The following is a 13,479-nucleotide window of genomic DNA, read 5'->3' on the forward strand; positions in this document are numbered from 1 at the left end:
GTGGTGACTCAGTTAGCCGAGGCCGTCTCGCGGTTTTCGCGCCGCTCCTTGATCTTGGCCTTCTTGCCGCGCAGGTCGCGCAGGTAGTACAGCTTCGCGCGCCGCACGTCGCCGCGCTTGTGCACCTCGATCTCGGCCAGGTTCGGCGAGTGCACCGGGAAGGTGCGCTCCACGCCGACGCCGAAGGAGACCTTGCGAACGGTGAAGGTCTCCCGGATGCCGCCGCCCTGACGGCGGATCACGACGCCCTGGAAGACCTGGTTGCGCTCGCGGTTGCCCTCGATGACGCGGACGTGCACCTTGAGCGTGTCGCCCGGGCGGAAGTCCGGGATGTCGGAACGCAGCGACTGCTTGTCCAGCGCGTCCAGGGTGTTCATCGGTGGTCCGTCCTCGTCTTCGGTATGGCTTGCGTACAGATCCCGGGCGCGCAACGGTGCCGCTGCGGGCGACCCAGGGGGCTGCTGGCGGGCTCGTGGACGACGAGGTCCACTCACGCCAACCTGTCAAGTATTACAGACCGGGCCACCGGTCGAGTAACCGGCCCTAGGCCTGCTCGGGGTCCAAGCCCTCCAGAACCCCGCGATCGTGCTTGTCGAGACTACCTTCCGGCAGCGCCGCCAGGAGATCGGGGCGGCGCCGGGCCGTGCGTTCGAGGGCCTGGTCACGCCGCCAGCGGTCGATCAGCGCGTGGTTGCCCGACCGCAGCACGTCCGGCACCGCCAGTTCTCGCCACACCTCCGGGCGCGTGTAGCTGGGCCCTTCGAGCAGGCCGTCGGAGAACGAGTCCTCGGCGGCCGAACGCGCGTTGCCGAGCACGCCCGGCAGCAGCCGGACGACGGCCTCGACGATGACCAGCACCGCCGCCTCGCCGCCGACCAGGACGTAGTCGCCGATCGACACCTCGTCGACGGGCATCCGCCGGGCCGCGTCGTCGACGACGCGCTGGTCGATGCCCTCGTAGCGGCCGCAGGCGAACACCAGGTGCTTCTCCGCCGCGTAGGCGTGCGCCAGCTCCTGGGTGAACGGCCGCCCGGCCGGCGTCGGGACGACGAGCCGCGTCTCGGGACGGCAGACGTCGTCCAGCGCCGGGCCCCAGATCTGCGGCTTCATGACCATGCCGGGACCGCCGCCGTAGGGCGCGTCGTCGACCGCGCGGTGCACGTCGTGGGTCCAGTCGCGCAGGTCGTGCACGCCGACCTCGATCAGGCCGCGGTCGATCGCCCGGCCCAGCAGCGCGGCGCGTAGCGGGTCGAGGTATTCGGGGAAGATCGTGACGACGTCGATCCGCACGCGGTCACCACTTCCAGTAGGCGGTGGCCTCGGCGTGCCACGCGCTCGGGACGTCCTGGTCGATCGCGAAGGCCATGCCGAGCCCCTTCGCGATCTTGATGCCGCGGTGCAGCGTCCGCCGGATCGGCGACCCGGCGGGAAGGTCCTTGTCGTCCGACCAGGTTTCGGTCTGCGTGACGCAGGTCCGCGCCCCGAACCGCGCGGAGCGGCAGGGGGCCGGCGCGCCCCAGGTCTGCTCGTGCCGGAACCGGAAGGACCGGCCGCTGCCCTGTTCCGTGACGGTCCCGTCCGCGACCAGCCGGTAGTCCGACGACGGCACGCTCCAGCGCACGTAGTGCTGCCGGCCGCCGTCCGGGGGAATCGGCGTGCAGGTGCTCGCCGAGCAGAACGACTCGCTCGTCACGCGTTCGGTGTAGTACGTGCCGTTGCCGCCCCAGCCGTCGAGCAGCACCCAGTCACCCGATCGAACGAAATGTTCCGCGTACGACGGCGGCCAGGTGACCGGGTCGCCCCAGGAGATCTCGGACTCGGTGGCCGACTTCGGCGACCACGCCCACTGGAAGGCCTTCTCCCCCGGCGGGGCGTACTGGCCCGCGCTGCGCTGGAACATCAGCGAAAAGTCGCCGTAGACCGGTCCCTCGGCCTGAGCGGGCGGAGCGAGGACGACGACGGCGAGCAGGGCCGCGAACACGGCTGTCCGGCGCCTCATTCGTCCAGGAGCCCTTCCGGTGGGTCGAGCACGACCCGGCCGCCGGCGATGTCCACGGTCGGGACGATCGCGTGGACGAACGGCACGAGCACCTCGCGCCCCTCGACGTCGAGCTCCAGGAGCTCGCCCGCCGGTGAGTGGACGACCTCGACGACCTTGCCCACGACCGTGCCGTCGGTCAGCTCCGCCCGCAGGCCGGCGAGCTCGTGGTCGTAGAACTCGTCGGGGTCCCCGGTCGGCGGCAACGTGGCCGTGTCGGCCACGAGCAGCGCGCCCCGCAGCGTCTCGGCGACGTCGCGGGTCAGGACCTCCTCGAAACGCACCAGCAGCCGCCCGCTGTGTTCGCGGGCGGCTGCAATGGTGAGTTCCCTTTTGCTGCCGTCACGCAGCTTCGTCGTGACGGCCGCACCGATCCTGAACCGCTGTTCCGGCGAGTCCGTGCGCACGTCCACCGCGAGTTCCCCGCGGATGCCGTGCGCCTTCGCGATGCGGCCTATCACTACGACGTTCATCCTGACCGTCCGAATCCGGCGCAGTGCTCAGCGGTCGGTGTCGACGACGTCCACGCGGACGCCGCGGCCACCGATGCCACCCATGACGGTGCGCAGGGCGGTCGCCGTGCGACCACCCCGGCCGATCACCTTGCCGAGGTCATCGGGGTGCACGTGCACCTCGAGCGTGCGGCCACGGCGGGTGGTCAGCAGCTCGACCCGGACCTCGTCCGGGTTGTCGACGATCCCGCGCACCAGGTGCTCGAGGGAGTCCGCGAGGAAACTCACTCGGACTTCTCGCCCTCAGCGGCCTCCGCCTTCTCGGCCTCGGCCTTCTTCGGGGCGGACTTCTTCTTCGGCGTGGTGGCCTCGGTGGAGGGCTCCTCGCCGGCCGCGGCCAGCGCCGCGTTGAACAGGTCCTGCTTGGACGGCTTCGGCTCGGCCACCTTCAGGGTGCCCTCGGCGCCCGGCAGGCCCTTGAACTTCTGCCAGTCACCGGTGATCTCCAGCAGGCGCTGGACCGGCTCGGTCGGCAGCGCGCCGACACCCAGCCAGTACTGGGCGCGCTCGGAGACGACCTCGATCAGGCTCGGCTCTTCCTTCGGGTGGTACTTGCCGATCGTCTCGATGGCCTTGCCGTCCCGGCGGGTGCGCGCGTCGGCAACGATGATGCGGTAGTACGGCGCACGGATCTTGCCGAGGCGCTGCAGCTTGATCTTGACGGCCACGGGTGTGGGTTCTCCTCGAATCTCTCTGGTGCTGGGCTGGGCGCACGCGGGCCGAGTGGGGACACGGACGCGGGCACCCGAAGGTCAGGAGCTTTCGCACGGTGAGAGGGTCCGGCGGAAGCAGGCAGTGTGCCATTCTGCCAGACGGCACTCACGGACCTAGAAAGAGGCCACCCCGAGCGCCCCGAGCAGGATGGTCAGCGCCGGCAGGAAGTTGTTCACCTGGTGCGCCACTATGCTGCCCGGCAGGCGGCCGGTGACCAGCCGCACCAGGCCGATCGGCACCGCGATGACCAGCAGCAACGTCGTCCGCAGGGGCTCGAGGTGGCTGGCCGCGAACACCGCCGTGGACAGCAGGAACGCCGCGACGCGGCCCCAGCGCTCGCTGCGCCACTGCAGCTGTTCCGCCGCACCCCAGAGCAGGCCGCGGTAGATGATCTCCTCGCAGATCGGGCCGAGCAGCCAGAGGTAGACGAACATCACGATGGCCGCCGGGATCGACATCCGGCGGTCCTCGACCAGCGCGCTGATCGCCGACGTCGCGTTCGCGTCGCCGACCAGCCGCGTCCACAGGTAGGCGGCGAGCGTGGTGAAGACGAGCCCGACGCAGCCGTACCGGACCCCGGTCTTCACGTCGGCCCAGCGCCACTCGAGCCGCAGGTCGGACACGGGCCCGTTGCCGCGGACGAAGGTGATCAGCACCGCGACGCCGGCCGCGATCATCGTGGGCAGCATGGTGCCGAGCAGCACGACGCGCATCGGCAGCGGGCCGGGGCCGGTGTTGCCGACGAGGACGGACACGAAGGCCGCGGAGGCCAGCAGCACGCCTTCGACGAGCAGGAAGGCGCCGAAGCCCCACCGGTGCCGCGGCGCGGGCTCCAGGAAGGCGGTCGCGGCGGGCTCTTCGGGCTCGGGGAACGGCGTGGCGTCGGGAGCCGGGTCCCGGGGCTGGGAAGTGGTCACGCCTTGCCCTCCGCGTCGCTCGGCTCCTGCGTCGAGCCTAGCCGCCGGGATGTGATCGCACAGTATCCGTCCAGCTACTGTCCATCGATCTTCGCAACGTTCAGTGCGCGACGAACAGCAGCACCGCGGGGGGCAGGTTGTTGGCCGCGTGGGCGATCACCCCAGCGCTGACCCGGCCGGAGAGGTACCGGGCCAGCCCCAGCGCGATGCCCTGGCCGAACAGCGCGATGGTGCGGGTCGGCTCGCCGTGCAGCTGGGCGAACACGAGCGAGGTGAGCACCAGCACCGCCCAGGGCGGGACCCGGTGGAACGACAGCGCGTTCCACAACGTGCCGCGGACCAGCAGTTCCTCGGTGATCGGCGCGCCGGCGATGACGATCACCGCCGCGAGCACCAGCCACACCGTGTCGCCGTCGAAGGTGTCGGCGAGGTCGGTCAGCGGGCTGTCGGAGACGTCGTCGGCGCCGTAGACCGCGATCAGCATCAGGTTGAGCAGGTAGCCGACGACCAGCGCGAGCACCCCGCACGCGAGGCCGATCCGGACGTCGCGCCAGGTCGGCACGAGACCGAAGTCGGTGCGCAGGCCCTGCCCCCACCGCCACGAGCCGGCCGCCGGGCCGAGGCCGAGCAGCAGGTTGGGCACGAAGGCCAGCAGCAGGAGCGGGCCGATGTCGTGCAGCTCGAGGGGGTCGAACTCGCCGACGTTGCGGTTGACCGCCGCGGCGATGATCAGGTTGGCCAGGTAGTAGCCGGCGATCCCCGCGAAGAACGCCACGAAACACCAGTGCGCCCCGAGCACGCGCCGTGCGCCGTCGTCGTCCGTCACGCGTCCCACGCTAAAGTGCCGCTCCCCCAAGGAAATCAGCGGGGGTCTAGGCGTACACGACTCCGCCGAGCACGATGTGCGAAGGATGCCGGAGGACGCCCAGGTCCTCGCGCGGATCGCTCGGGTACACGAGCAGGTCGGCGGGCGCGCCGTCGACGACGCCGGGGTGGCCGAGCCAGTCGCGGGCGGCCCAGGACGCGCTCGCGAGGGCCTGCTCGCGGGTCATGCCCGCGCGGTGGAGCGCCTCGATCTCGTCGACGAGCCGGCCGTGCTCGACCATGCCCCCGGCGTCGCTGCCCGCGAAGACGCGTACGCCGGCTTCGATGGCCGAAGCGACCATCTCGCCGACGCCGGCGTGCAACGCCCGCATGTGCGCCGCGTAGGCCGGGTACCTGCCCGCCTTGTCGGCGATGCCCGGGAAGTTCTCGATGTTGATCAGCGTCGGGACCAGCGCGACGTCGTGGCGCGCCAGCTCGGCCAGCTGATCGGCACTGAGGCCGGTGCCGTGTTCGAGGCAGTCGATGCCGGCCGCGATCAGCCCCGGCAACGCCGCTTCGCCGAAGACGTGCGCGGTGACGCGGGCGCCGTGGTCGTGCGCCACCTTGACGGCTTCGGCCAGGACGTCGTCCGGCCACAACGGGGCGAGGTCACCCACGCCGCGGTCGATCCAGTCGCCGACGAGCTTGACCCAGCCGTCGCCGTCCCGGGCCTGCTCGGCCACGGCGGCCGGCAGCTGCGAAGGGTCGTCCAGCTCGATGCCGAAGCCGGGGATGTACCGCTTGGTGAGAGCGAGGTGCCGCCCGGCGCGGATGATCGTCGGCAGATCCGCCCGCTGCTGCAGCGGCCGGACGTCGATCGGGAGGCCGCAGTCGCGGATGAGCAGGGTCCCGGCGTTCCGATCGGTGATCGCCTGCTCGGTCGCCTCCTCCAGTGACACGGGGCCGCCGACGCCGATGCCGGGGTGGCAGTGCGCGTCGACCAGGCCGGGCACCAAGAAGACGTCCCGGCCGAGGCTCTCGGCGTCCGGCACCGGCTCGAACGAGATCCGGCCGCCGGTGATCCACAGCTCCCCCGGCTCGCCGCCGGGCAGGATCACCCCGGCGGCGTGCAGTGTCTTCTCCAAAGCGCGGCTCAATTGTCCTTGGGGTTCTTCGGCAGCTTGAACTTCGTCGGGTCGAAGCCCGGGACGTCGTTCATGCCGCCCAGCTGCGAGAGGTCGGGCATGCCGCCCGGCATCTGCCCGCCCGGGGGCAGCATCGGCATGCCGCCGGGGAAGCCGCCGCGGACCTTGGGCTGGGTCGGGCCGCGGCCCTTCTTGCCCTTCTTGCCCTTGCGGGACTTGGAGCCGCCGCCCCCGCCGCCGAAGCCGAACCGGCCGGCCATCTGGGCCATCATCTTGCGGGCCTCGAAGAACCGGTTGACCAGGTCGTTGACCTCGCGGACGGTGACGCCGGAGCCGTTGGCGATGCGCAGCCGGCGCGACCCGTTGATCATCTTCGGGTCTTCGCGCTCGGCCGGGGTCATGCCGCGGATGATCGCCTGCAGCTTGTCGAGGTGCTTGTCGTCGACCTGGGCCAGCTGGTCCTTCATCTGGCCGGCGCCCGGGAGCATGCCGAGCAGGTTGCCGATCGGGCCCATCTTGCGGACCGCGAGCATCTGCTCGAGGAAGTCCTCCAGGGTGAGCTGGCCGCTGGAGAGCTTCTCGGCGGCCTTCTCGGCCTGCTTCTGGTCGAAGGCCTGCTCGGCCTGCTCGATCAGGGTGAGCACGTCACCCATGCCGAGGATCCGCGACGCCATCCGGTCCGGGTGGAAGGTGTCGAAGTCCTCGAGCTTTTCGCCGTTGGAGGCGAAGAGGATCGGCTGGCCGGTGACCTCGCGGACGCTCAGCGCGGCACCACCGCGGGCGTCGCCGTCGAGCTTGGTGAGCACGACACCGCTGAAGCCGACGCCGTCCTGGAACGCCTGGGCCGTGGTCACGGCGTCCTGGCCGATCATCGCGTCGACGACGAACAGGACCTCGTCCGGCTCGACCGCGTCGCGGATGTCCGCGGCCTGCTTCATCAGCTCTTCGTCGACACCCAGGCGGCCCGCGGTGTCGACCACGACGACGTCGTGCTGGGCGTGCTTGGCCTCGGCTATCGCGCGGCGGGCGACGTCGACCGGGTCGCCGACGCCGTTGCCGGGCTCGGGCGCGAAGGTGACCACGCCGGCGCGCTCGCCGACGACCTGCAGCTGCGTGACGGCGTTCGGACGCTGGAGGTCGCAGGCGACCAGCATCGGCGCGTGGCCCTGCTTCTTCAGCCACAGCGCGAGCTTGCCGGCCAGCGTCGTCTTACCGGCACCTTGCAGACCGGCGAGCATGATCACGGTCGGCGGCGTCTTGGCCAGGTTGAGCCGGCGCGTCTCGCCGCCGAGGATCCCGACGAGCTCCTCGTTGACGATCTTGATGACCTGCTGCGCGGGGTTGAGCGCCTGGGAGACCTCGGCGCCCTTCGCCCGCTCTTTGATCTTCGCGATGAAGGTCTTGACCACGCCGAGGGCGACGTCGGCCTCCAGCAGCGCGATGCGGATCTCGCGCGCGGTGGCGTCGATGTCGGCGTCGGACAGCTTGCCCTTGCGCGTGAGCGTCTGCAGGGCGGCGGTGAGCCGATCGGACAGGGTGTCGAACACGGGTGTGCACGCTCCAGCTGGGTCGATGGTGGCGCGCCGGGCTCAGCCGGCCATGTCGAGGGTAGTCGCTCCGGCTCTCTCCCTCGCGGGTACGCAGGCACTGGTAAACATACATTTACCAGTAGTCGGACCCACTTTCGCGTGACATCGCGGAAATCGGTGGCGCTCCCGGCGGATTTTGGTAAACATAGGTGTATGACCGCAGTAGCCGTCCTGACCGAACCGGCCTCCGACGCCGACGAACCCGTACCGCTGCGGCGGATCGCCGGGCTGTTCCACCCGCACCGCGGGCCGCTCGGCGTGTTGTTCGCGCTGATCGTCGTGCAGGCCGGCCTCGGCGTCGTCTCGCCGTTCCTGCTGCGCGAGATCCTCGACGACGCCCTGCCGCACCGCGACACCCTGCTGATCAGCCTGCTGGCGGCCGGGATGATCGTCTGCGCGGTCGGCAGCGGCTCCCTCGGCGTCGCGACCACGGGGCTGTCCAACACCATCGGGCAACGGGTCATGAACGAGCTGCGCGTCTCGGTCTACGGCCACCTGCAGCGGATGTCGCTCGGCTTCTTCACGCGGACGAAGAGCGGCGAAGTGCTCTCGCGGGTGTTCAACGACATCGGCGGGGTCGACAACGTGATCACCACGACCGCCGGGTCGATGGTGCAGAACGCGACCACGACGATCGCCATCACGGTGGCCCTGATCGCGCTCGACTGGCAGCTCGCGGCGCTGTCGCTCGTCGTCGTGCCGCTGTTCCTGCTGTTCACGCTGCGGCTGGGCAAGAAGAGGCGGAACCTGGCCCGCGGCCGGACCCGCCGGATGGCCCGGCTGACGACGATGGTCGAGGAGTCGCTGTCGGTCACCGGGGTGCTGCTCGCCAAGACGATGGGCAACGAGCGGGCGATGCGCGAGCGCTTCGGGGCGGAGTCGCGGGAGATCGCGTCGCTGGAGCGGGCCGCCGCGCTGGCGGGCCGCTGGCAGACGGCGTCGCGGGCGATGAGCCTCACCGTCATCCCGGCGCTGGTCTACTGGATCGCCGGGCTGGCGCTGGCGGGCGGTGCGTCGCCGATCTCGCTCGGCACCGTCGTGGCGTTCACCAGCATGCTCAACCGGCTGGTGGCGCCGGCGAGCGCGATGCAGACGATCGGGCAGAACGTGGCGACGTCGAAGGCGCTGTTCGGCCGCATCTTCGAGGTCCTGGACCTGCCGGTGGAGATCGCGGACAAGCCGGGTGCGCGGGAGCTTCAGGTGCGCCGCGGCGACGTCTCGATGCGCGGCGTGTCGTTCCGCTACGGCGAAGACGGCCCGCCGACGCTCCACGAGATCGACCTCGACGTGCCGGCCGGGACCACCACGGCCCTGGTCGGCTCGACCGGCTCGGGCAAGACGACGCTCGCCTACCTGGTCGCCCGGCTGTACGAGGTGAGCAGTGGTTCGGTGACGATCGACGGCACCGACATCCGGGACGTCACGCTGGCTTCGCTCGCGGCCGGGGTGGGGCTGGTGTCCCAGGAGACCTACCTCTTCCACGACACCGTGCGGGAGAACCTGCGCTTCGCGAAGCCGGACGCGACGGACGACGAGATCGAACGGGCGGCGAAGGCCGCGCACATCCACGACACGCTCGCCGGGCTGCCGGAGGGGTACGACACCGTCGTCGGCCAGCGGGGCTACCGGTTCTCCGGCGGCGAAAAGCAGCGGATGGCCATCGCCCGGATCATCCTCCGCAGCCCGCCCGTGCTCATCCTCGACGAGGCGACCAGCGCGCTCGACAACCGCACCGAACGCTCGGTGCAGGCCGAGCTCGACCGGCTCGCCGCGGGCCGCACGACGCTGATGATCGCGCACCGGCTGTCCACTGTGGAGCACGCCGACCAGATCGTGGTGCTGCACGAGGGCCGGATCGCCGAAAGGGGGACGCACGAGGAATTGCTGGCGCGCGACGGGCGCTATGCCCGGCTTGTCCACGGGAGCACCTAATGTGGGGCCATGCAGAGCGAACCGGCCCGGACCCTTGACGAGACCGCCGCGCGGGTCACCGCGGACGCCGAACTCGCCGAGCTGTCCCGGCGGGTGCGCGAAGGCGTCGGGCGGCTGAACTGGCGGATGCGCGCGGAAGCGGACCGGCACATCCCCGGGCCGGCGGTACTCGCGGTGCTGAGCCGGCTCTACCGGGCGGGCACGCAGACGCCGACCGAGCTGGCCGAAGCGGAACGACTGCAGCCGCAGTCGCTCACCCGCATCTTGGCGTCGCTCGACCTCCGCGGCCACATCGAGCGGAACCCGGATCCCGACGACGGACGCCGTTCGCGGGTCAGCATCACCGACGAAGGTCTGGCCGTCCTCCGCCGGTACAGCGCCCAACGCGAGCGCTGGCTGGCCGGCGCGCTCGAATCGACGCTGTCGCCGACCGAGCGTCAGCTGCTCCGGCTGGCCGCCGACCTGCTCATCCGGGTCGCGGACGCCTGAAAGCTGCCGTGGAGACCCCTCGATCCCTCCACGGCAGCCTTCGGACACCCCCTTGGTGTCCCGCGCCGCCTCCCCGCGGTGCGGGACGGGTTCCGGAAACGGGCCGCTCCTCCTCCGGCCCGCCCCGGAACCCTGGCGTCTGGACGGCTCACCTCCCCAGGGGCCGTCCGGACTTCCCCCCTCGCCAGCGATCCGGTATCCGCTGGCAGAAGGAAGTCTGCCGCGCCGGAGACGGCGGGTTCAGTGTGAGAACCCTCAATTACCCGTGGGTAGTAATACTCAGCCGGACGCCTTCGTGCGTCCACGGCTGCGCGCCGCGGCTCGCTTCGCCGTCGTACGCGCCTTCGCAGCCCTCGAGGCCGCCGCCTTGGCCTTCGTGACGGCCGCGTTGCGCTCGTCCTCCGCCTCGGCGGCGCTCTCCTGCAACGCCACCAGCAGGCGGGTGACGCCCTCGGCCTGTTCGGCGGCCGTCGGCTGGACCACCTCGGCGCCGTCGATCTTCGCCTGGACCAACGCTTGGAAGGCCTCGCGGTAACGGTCGGGATAACGGCCGGGGTCGAACTCTCCGGTCAGCTCCTCGACCAGGTTCACCGCGCGCCGCAGCTCGCCGGGGCGGATGTCGACGTCGGCGTGCTGGAACGGGAAGTCCGGGGTGCGCACCTCGTCCGGCCACCGCATCGTCTCCAGCACGATCACCTGGTCGCGCACGCGCAGCGCACCGAGCGTCTCGCGGCGGCGCAGCGCGACGGTGACCAGCGCGAGCCGGCCCGACTGCTGGAGCGCCTCGCTGAACAGCACGTACGGCTTCGTGCCCGCCGGTTCGGGTTCGAGGTAGTAGCTCTTCGCGAACCACAGCGGATCGACGTCGGGCACCGGCGCGAACCCGCGGATGGCGATCGTGCGGCCCGGCATCGGGAGGGACGCGAGCTCGTGGTCGGACAGCAGGACGACGTCGCCGCCGGGGACCGGGTAGCCGCGGATCATCTCTTCGGGTGGCACTTCGGCGCCGTCGACCTCGCACACGCGCTTGACGCGGACGCGGCCGCCGTCGGTCTCGTGGACCTGGTGCAGCGGGATTTCCCGCTCCTCGGTGGCGCTGTACGCCTTCACCGGGATGGCGTAACTACCGAACCCGATCGTGCCTGTCCACACTGCGCGCATCCGTGCCACCTCCGCAGCTCCAGGCTAGACAGCGGCCCCGGCGGATCGACAGCTACAAACGGGTGTCAGGCGCGACGGATTCGCTCACACATTCGAACGACGGTGTCACCTCGTCGAGCGCCTCCGCCGAGCACCGGGAGGCGATGGCGGCCGCGCGGAGCACCTCGGCAACCACTTCGACGTCCAGCGGCGGGGCCGCGGCGAGGGCGGCCGAACCGCCTTCGACCCGGGCGGCGAGGCCGGCGAGCGCGTGCGAGATGGCTTCCTGGCCGGCGACCAGCTGGGCGACGACGTCGGTGAGCTCGGCCGTCGTGGCGCCCGGGCCGCCGCAGCGCAGGCCGGCGGCGAGTTCCTCCGCGCAGAAGCGCAGGTGGGTGGCGACCACGGTCGGCGGCAGCGTCAGCCGATCCTGCATCGCTCACCCCCTCGGGCCGGTCGAAGCAGCCATAGTGCCACCGCACGCGGCGTCACCGGACGCGACACACCGCCAGCCACATATTTGACCGAGCGTTCTAGATGTGGTTAAGGTTCGATCATGTCCCGGGTCAAGGAGTTCGACGTCGGCGAAGCCTGCGACGGCGCGCTCACGCTCTTCCGGCGCCAGGGGTACGAGGCGACGTCCGTCAGCGACCTCGTCACGCACCTCGGCGTCGCCAAGGCCAGCCTGTACGCCACCTTCGGCACGAAGCACGACCTCTACGTCACAGCGTTGAAGCGGTACGCGGAGCGCACCGACGCGCGGGTCATGGCCCAGTTGTCGGAGCCGTGTTCCGGGGTGGCCGCGGTGCGCCGGCTCTTCGACGGCTACATGGCGGAAATCCTCGGCGACGAAACGAGAATGGGCTGTTTCGTCGTCAACGCGGCGATCGAACTGCTCCCTCACGACCCCGAAGTCGCACGGCTGGTGGAACGCAGCTGGGACACCCTCGAGGTCGCGCTCACGATGGCACTGGAGCGAGCGAAGGCCCAGGACGAACTCCCCGCCGGAAGCGACCCGGCGACACTGGCGCGCTTCCTGCTCACGGTGCTTCAAGGGCTGCGCGTCCTGGGCAAGGGCACCGATGCCGCGAGCCGGCTGGAAGCGGCCGTCTCCCAGGCCATGCGCCTGCTCATTCAAGAATGATCGGACCAGAAAGAAGGCACACGATGGGGGCACGTTTCGCGGGCAAGGTCGTCCTGGTGACGGGCGGCGGCTCGGGGATCGGACGGGCGACGGCGCGGGCGTTCGCGGGCGAAGGCGCGACGGTGGTCGTCGCCGGGCGCGACGAGCGGCGGCTGGCGTCCGCGGTGGCGGAGATCGGCGGCGACGCGAGCGCGGTGACCGTCGACGTGATCGACTCCGCGGACGTGGCGCGGATGGTGGAAACGGTCGTCGCGCGGCACGGCGGGCTGGACGTCGCGTTCAACAACGCGGGCATCCTCGGGTCGCCGGCGGCGGCCGCGGACCTCGGCGAAGACGACTTCGGCGCGGTGATGGGCACGAACGTCACCGGGACGTGGCTGTGCCTGAAGCACGAGGTCGCGCACATGCGGGCGCACGGCGGCGGCGCGATCGTCAACATGGCGTCGAACATCGGCGCGCACGGCAGGCTGCCGAACATGGCGGCCTACGCGGCGTCGAAGGCCGCGGTCAGCGCGCTGACCAGGACGGCGGCGCGCGATCACATCGCCGATGGCGTCCGGATCAACGCCGTCAGCCCGGGCGCGACCGACACGGACATGTCCCGGCGCCCCGGCGAGACGGACGCCGGCCGCGCCGAGCGGCTGAAGAACGCGATTCCGCTGGGCCGGGTGGGTGCCACCGCCGAGGTGGCCGCCGCGGTGTTGTGGCTGGCTTCGGACGAAGCCGCGTTCACCGTGGGGCACGACCTGGTGGTCGACGGCGGCGCGACCGCCTGAGCGGTCCCACCCGGGCCCGCGGATGGGGGTTGGCCGGATCCTCCTCCGGCGGGAATTCACGACTCACGGTTGCGCATGGTGACGATTCCTCTCTCGGGCGGGAACGGACGGGTGCACGGCGGGGATCAGGACTCGCGGTTGCGCACGGCGGCTCTCCTTCCGGTGCGATCGGCCGGGTGGACATCGGCTCAGGACTCGCGATTGCGCACAGCAGCTCTCCTCTCGGGCTCGGACGAACAGGGGTCACGGCAGCTCAGGACTCGCGGTTACGCACGACAG

16 protein-coding genes are annotated in these 13,479 nt (G+C 71.0%); 4 read left to right on the forward strand and 12 right to left on the reverse strand.

Features of this window, described 5'->3' with window-relative positions; all coding sequences use genetic code 11:
* Positions 1-8 precede the first annotated feature (8 nt).
* The 10 genes from rplS to ffh all read right to left on the reverse strand — a co-directional run bounded on the left by rplS (position 9) and on the right by ffh (position 7,677).
* Positions 9-377, reverse strand: coding sequence for a 50S ribosomal protein L19 (gene rplS, locus AB0M30_RS15565; protein WP_013223853.1), 369 nt, complete (start codon positions 375-377; stop codon positions 9-11).
* A 166-nt stretch (positions 378-543) separates the two neighbouring features.
* A complete protein-coding gene (gene trmD, locus AB0M30_RS15570; RefSeq protein ID WP_364584540.1) occupies positions 544-1,290 on the reverse strand; it encodes a tRNA (guanosine(37)-N1)-methyltransferase TrmD in 747 nt (248 codons plus the stop codon).
* A 4-nt stretch (positions 1,291-1,294) separates the two neighbouring features.
* Positions 1,295-1,999 carry a hypothetical protein gene (locus tag AB0M30_RS15575; RefSeq protein ID WP_364584542.1) on the reverse strand — a complete coding sequence of 235 codons (705 nt, stop codon included), beginning with the start codon at positions 1,997-1,999 and terminating at the stop codon, positions 1,295-1,297.
* Positions 1,996-2,511 (reverse strand): ribosome maturation factor RimM, encoded by a 516-nt coding sequence (gene rimM, locus AB0M30_RS15580; protein WP_103343716.1) that lies wholly within the window; start codon positions 2,509-2,511, stop codon positions 1,996-1,998. The genes AB0M30_RS15575 and rimM overlap by 4 nt, the downstream gene beginning before the upstream one ends.
* Before the next feature lie 27 nt (positions 2,512-2,538).
* Positions 2,539-2,778, reverse strand: coding sequence for an RNA-binding protein (locus AB0M30_RS15585; protein WP_003103110.1), 240 nt, complete (start codon positions 2,776-2,778; stop codon positions 2,539-2,541).
* Positions 2,775-3,218 carry a 30S ribosomal protein S16 gene (gene rpsP, locus AB0M30_RS15590; protein WP_103343715.1) on the reverse strand — a complete coding sequence of 148 codons (444 nt, stop codon included), beginning with the start codon at positions 3,216-3,218 and terminating at the stop codon, positions 2,775-2,777. Before rpsP ends, AB0M30_RS15585 begins: the two co-directional genes overlap by 4 nt.
* 159 nt (positions 3,219-3,377) lie before the next feature.
* Positions 3,378-4,181: a type II CAAX endopeptidase family protein gene (locus AB0M30_RS15595; RefSeq protein WP_103343714.1), complete on the reverse strand. Its 804-nt coding sequence runs from the start codon at positions 4,179-4,181 to the stop codon at positions 3,378-3,380.
* Between the two features lie 100 nt (positions 4,182-4,281).
* Positions 4,282-5,007, reverse strand: a complete 726-nt coding sequence (locus AB0M30_RS15600) for a type II CAAX endopeptidase family protein (protein ID WP_360169505.1) — start codon at positions 5,005-5,007, stop codon at positions 4,282-4,284.
* Positions 5,008-5,053: 46 nt separating this feature from the next.
* Positions 5,054-6,130: an amidohydrolase family protein gene (locus AB0M30_RS15605; RefSeq protein ID WP_364584899.1), complete on the reverse strand. Its 1,077-nt coding sequence runs from the start codon at positions 6,128-6,130 to the stop codon at positions 5,054-5,056.
* A gap of 8 nt (positions 6,131-6,138) precedes the next feature.
* The gene (gene ffh, locus AB0M30_RS15610) at positions 6,139-7,677 is read right to left on the reverse strand and encodes a signal recognition particle protein (protein WP_364584544.1); all 1,539 of its coding nucleotides are present in this window, start codon (positions 7,675-7,677) and stop codon (positions 6,139-6,141) included.
* 195 nt (positions 7,678-7,872) lie between these two features.
* On the opposite strand from ffh, the gene AB0M30_RS15615 reads away from it, so the two are divergent.
* Together AB0M30_RS15615 and AB0M30_RS15620 are read left to right on the forward strand one after the other, a co-directional pair.
* Positions 7,873-9,651, forward strand: a complete 1,779-nt coding sequence (locus AB0M30_RS15615; protein ID WP_364584546.1) for an ABC transporter ATP-binding protein — start codon at positions 7,873-7,875, stop codon at positions 9,649-9,651.
* Positions 9,652-9,660: 9 nt separating this feature from the next.
* Positions 9,661-10,140 (forward strand): MarR family transcriptional regulator, encoded by a 480-nt coding sequence (locus AB0M30_RS15620; RefSeq protein WP_103343709.1) that lies wholly within the window; start codon positions 9,661-9,663, stop codon positions 10,138-10,140.
* Between the two features lie 279 nt (positions 10,141-10,419).
* Here the strand turns inward: AB0M30_RS15620 and AB0M30_RS15625 are convergent, their stop codons facing one another.
* Positions 10,420-11,301, reverse strand: coding sequence for a Ku protein (locus AB0M30_RS15625; RefSeq protein ID WP_364584547.1), 882 nt, complete (start codon positions 11,299-11,301; stop codon positions 10,420-10,422).
* A 52-nt stretch (positions 11,302-11,353) separates the two neighbouring features.
* A complete protein-coding gene (locus tag AB0M30_RS15630; protein WP_364584549.1) occupies positions 11,354-11,716 on the reverse strand; it encodes a hypothetical protein in 363 nt (120 codons plus the stop codon).
* A gap of 120 nt (positions 11,717-11,836) precedes the next feature.
* On the opposite strand from AB0M30_RS15630, the gene AB0M30_RS15635 reads away from it, so the two are divergent.
* Both AB0M30_RS15635 and AB0M30_RS15640 read left to right on the forward strand, forming a co-directional pair.
* Positions 11,837-12,424 (forward strand): TetR/AcrR family transcriptional regulator, encoded by a 588-nt coding sequence (locus tag AB0M30_RS15635; RefSeq protein WP_364584550.1) that lies wholly within the window; start codon positions 11,837-11,839, stop codon positions 12,422-12,424.
* A 23-nt stretch (positions 12,425-12,447) separates the two neighbouring features.
* The gene (locus tag AB0M30_RS15640; RefSeq protein WP_364584552.1) at positions 12,448-13,200 is read left to right on the forward strand and encodes a glucose 1-dehydrogenase; all 753 of its coding nucleotides are present in this window, start codon (positions 12,448-12,450) and stop codon (positions 13,198-13,200) included.
* Positions 13,201-13,479 lie beyond the last annotated feature (279 nt).

Source organism: Amycolatopsis sp. NPDC051716 (genome assembly GCF_040681595.1).
Taxonomy (GTDB): Bacteria; Actinomycetota; Actinomycetes; order Mycobacteriales; family Pseudonocardiaceae; genus Amycolatopsis.

Bases quoted from the DNA above. Each gene is read 5' to 3' on its own strand.
- rplS (WP_013223853.1), bottom strand. From the start codon at position 377: ATGAACACCCTGGACGCGCTGGACAAGCAGTCGCTGCGTTCCGACATC.
- AB0M30_RS15575 (WP_364584542.1), bottom strand. From the start codon at position 1,999: ATGAGGCGCCGGACAGCCGTGTTCGCGGCCCTGCTCGCCGTCGTCGTC.
- rimM (WP_103343716.1), bottom strand. From the start codon at position 2,511: ATGAACGTCGTAGTGATAGGCCGCATCGCGAAGGCGCACGGCATCCGC.
- AB0M30_RS15615 (WP_364584546.1), top strand. From the start codon at position 7,873: ATGACCGCAGTAGCCGTCCTGACCGAACCGGCCTCCGACGCCGACGAA.
- AB0M30_RS15620 (WP_103343709.1), top strand. From the start codon at position 9,661: ATGCAGAGCGAACCGGCCCGGACCCTTGACGAGACCGCCGCGCGGGTC.
- AB0M30_RS15625 (WP_364584547.1), bottom strand. From the start codon at position 11,301: ATGCGCGCAGTGTGGACAGGCACGATCGGGTTCGGTAGTTACGCCATC.
- AB0M30_RS15630 (WP_364584549.1), bottom strand. From the start codon at position 11,716: ATGCAGGATCGGCTGACGCTGCCGCCGACCGTGGTCGCCACCCACCTG.
- AB0M30_RS15635 (WP_364584550.1), top strand. From the start codon at position 11,837: ATGTCCCGGGTCAAGGAGTTCGACGTCGGCGAAGCCTGCGACGGCGCG.
- AB0M30_RS15640 (WP_364584552.1), top strand. From the start codon at position 12,448: ATGGGGGCACGTTTCGCGGGCAAGGTCGTCCTGGTGACGGGCGGCGGC.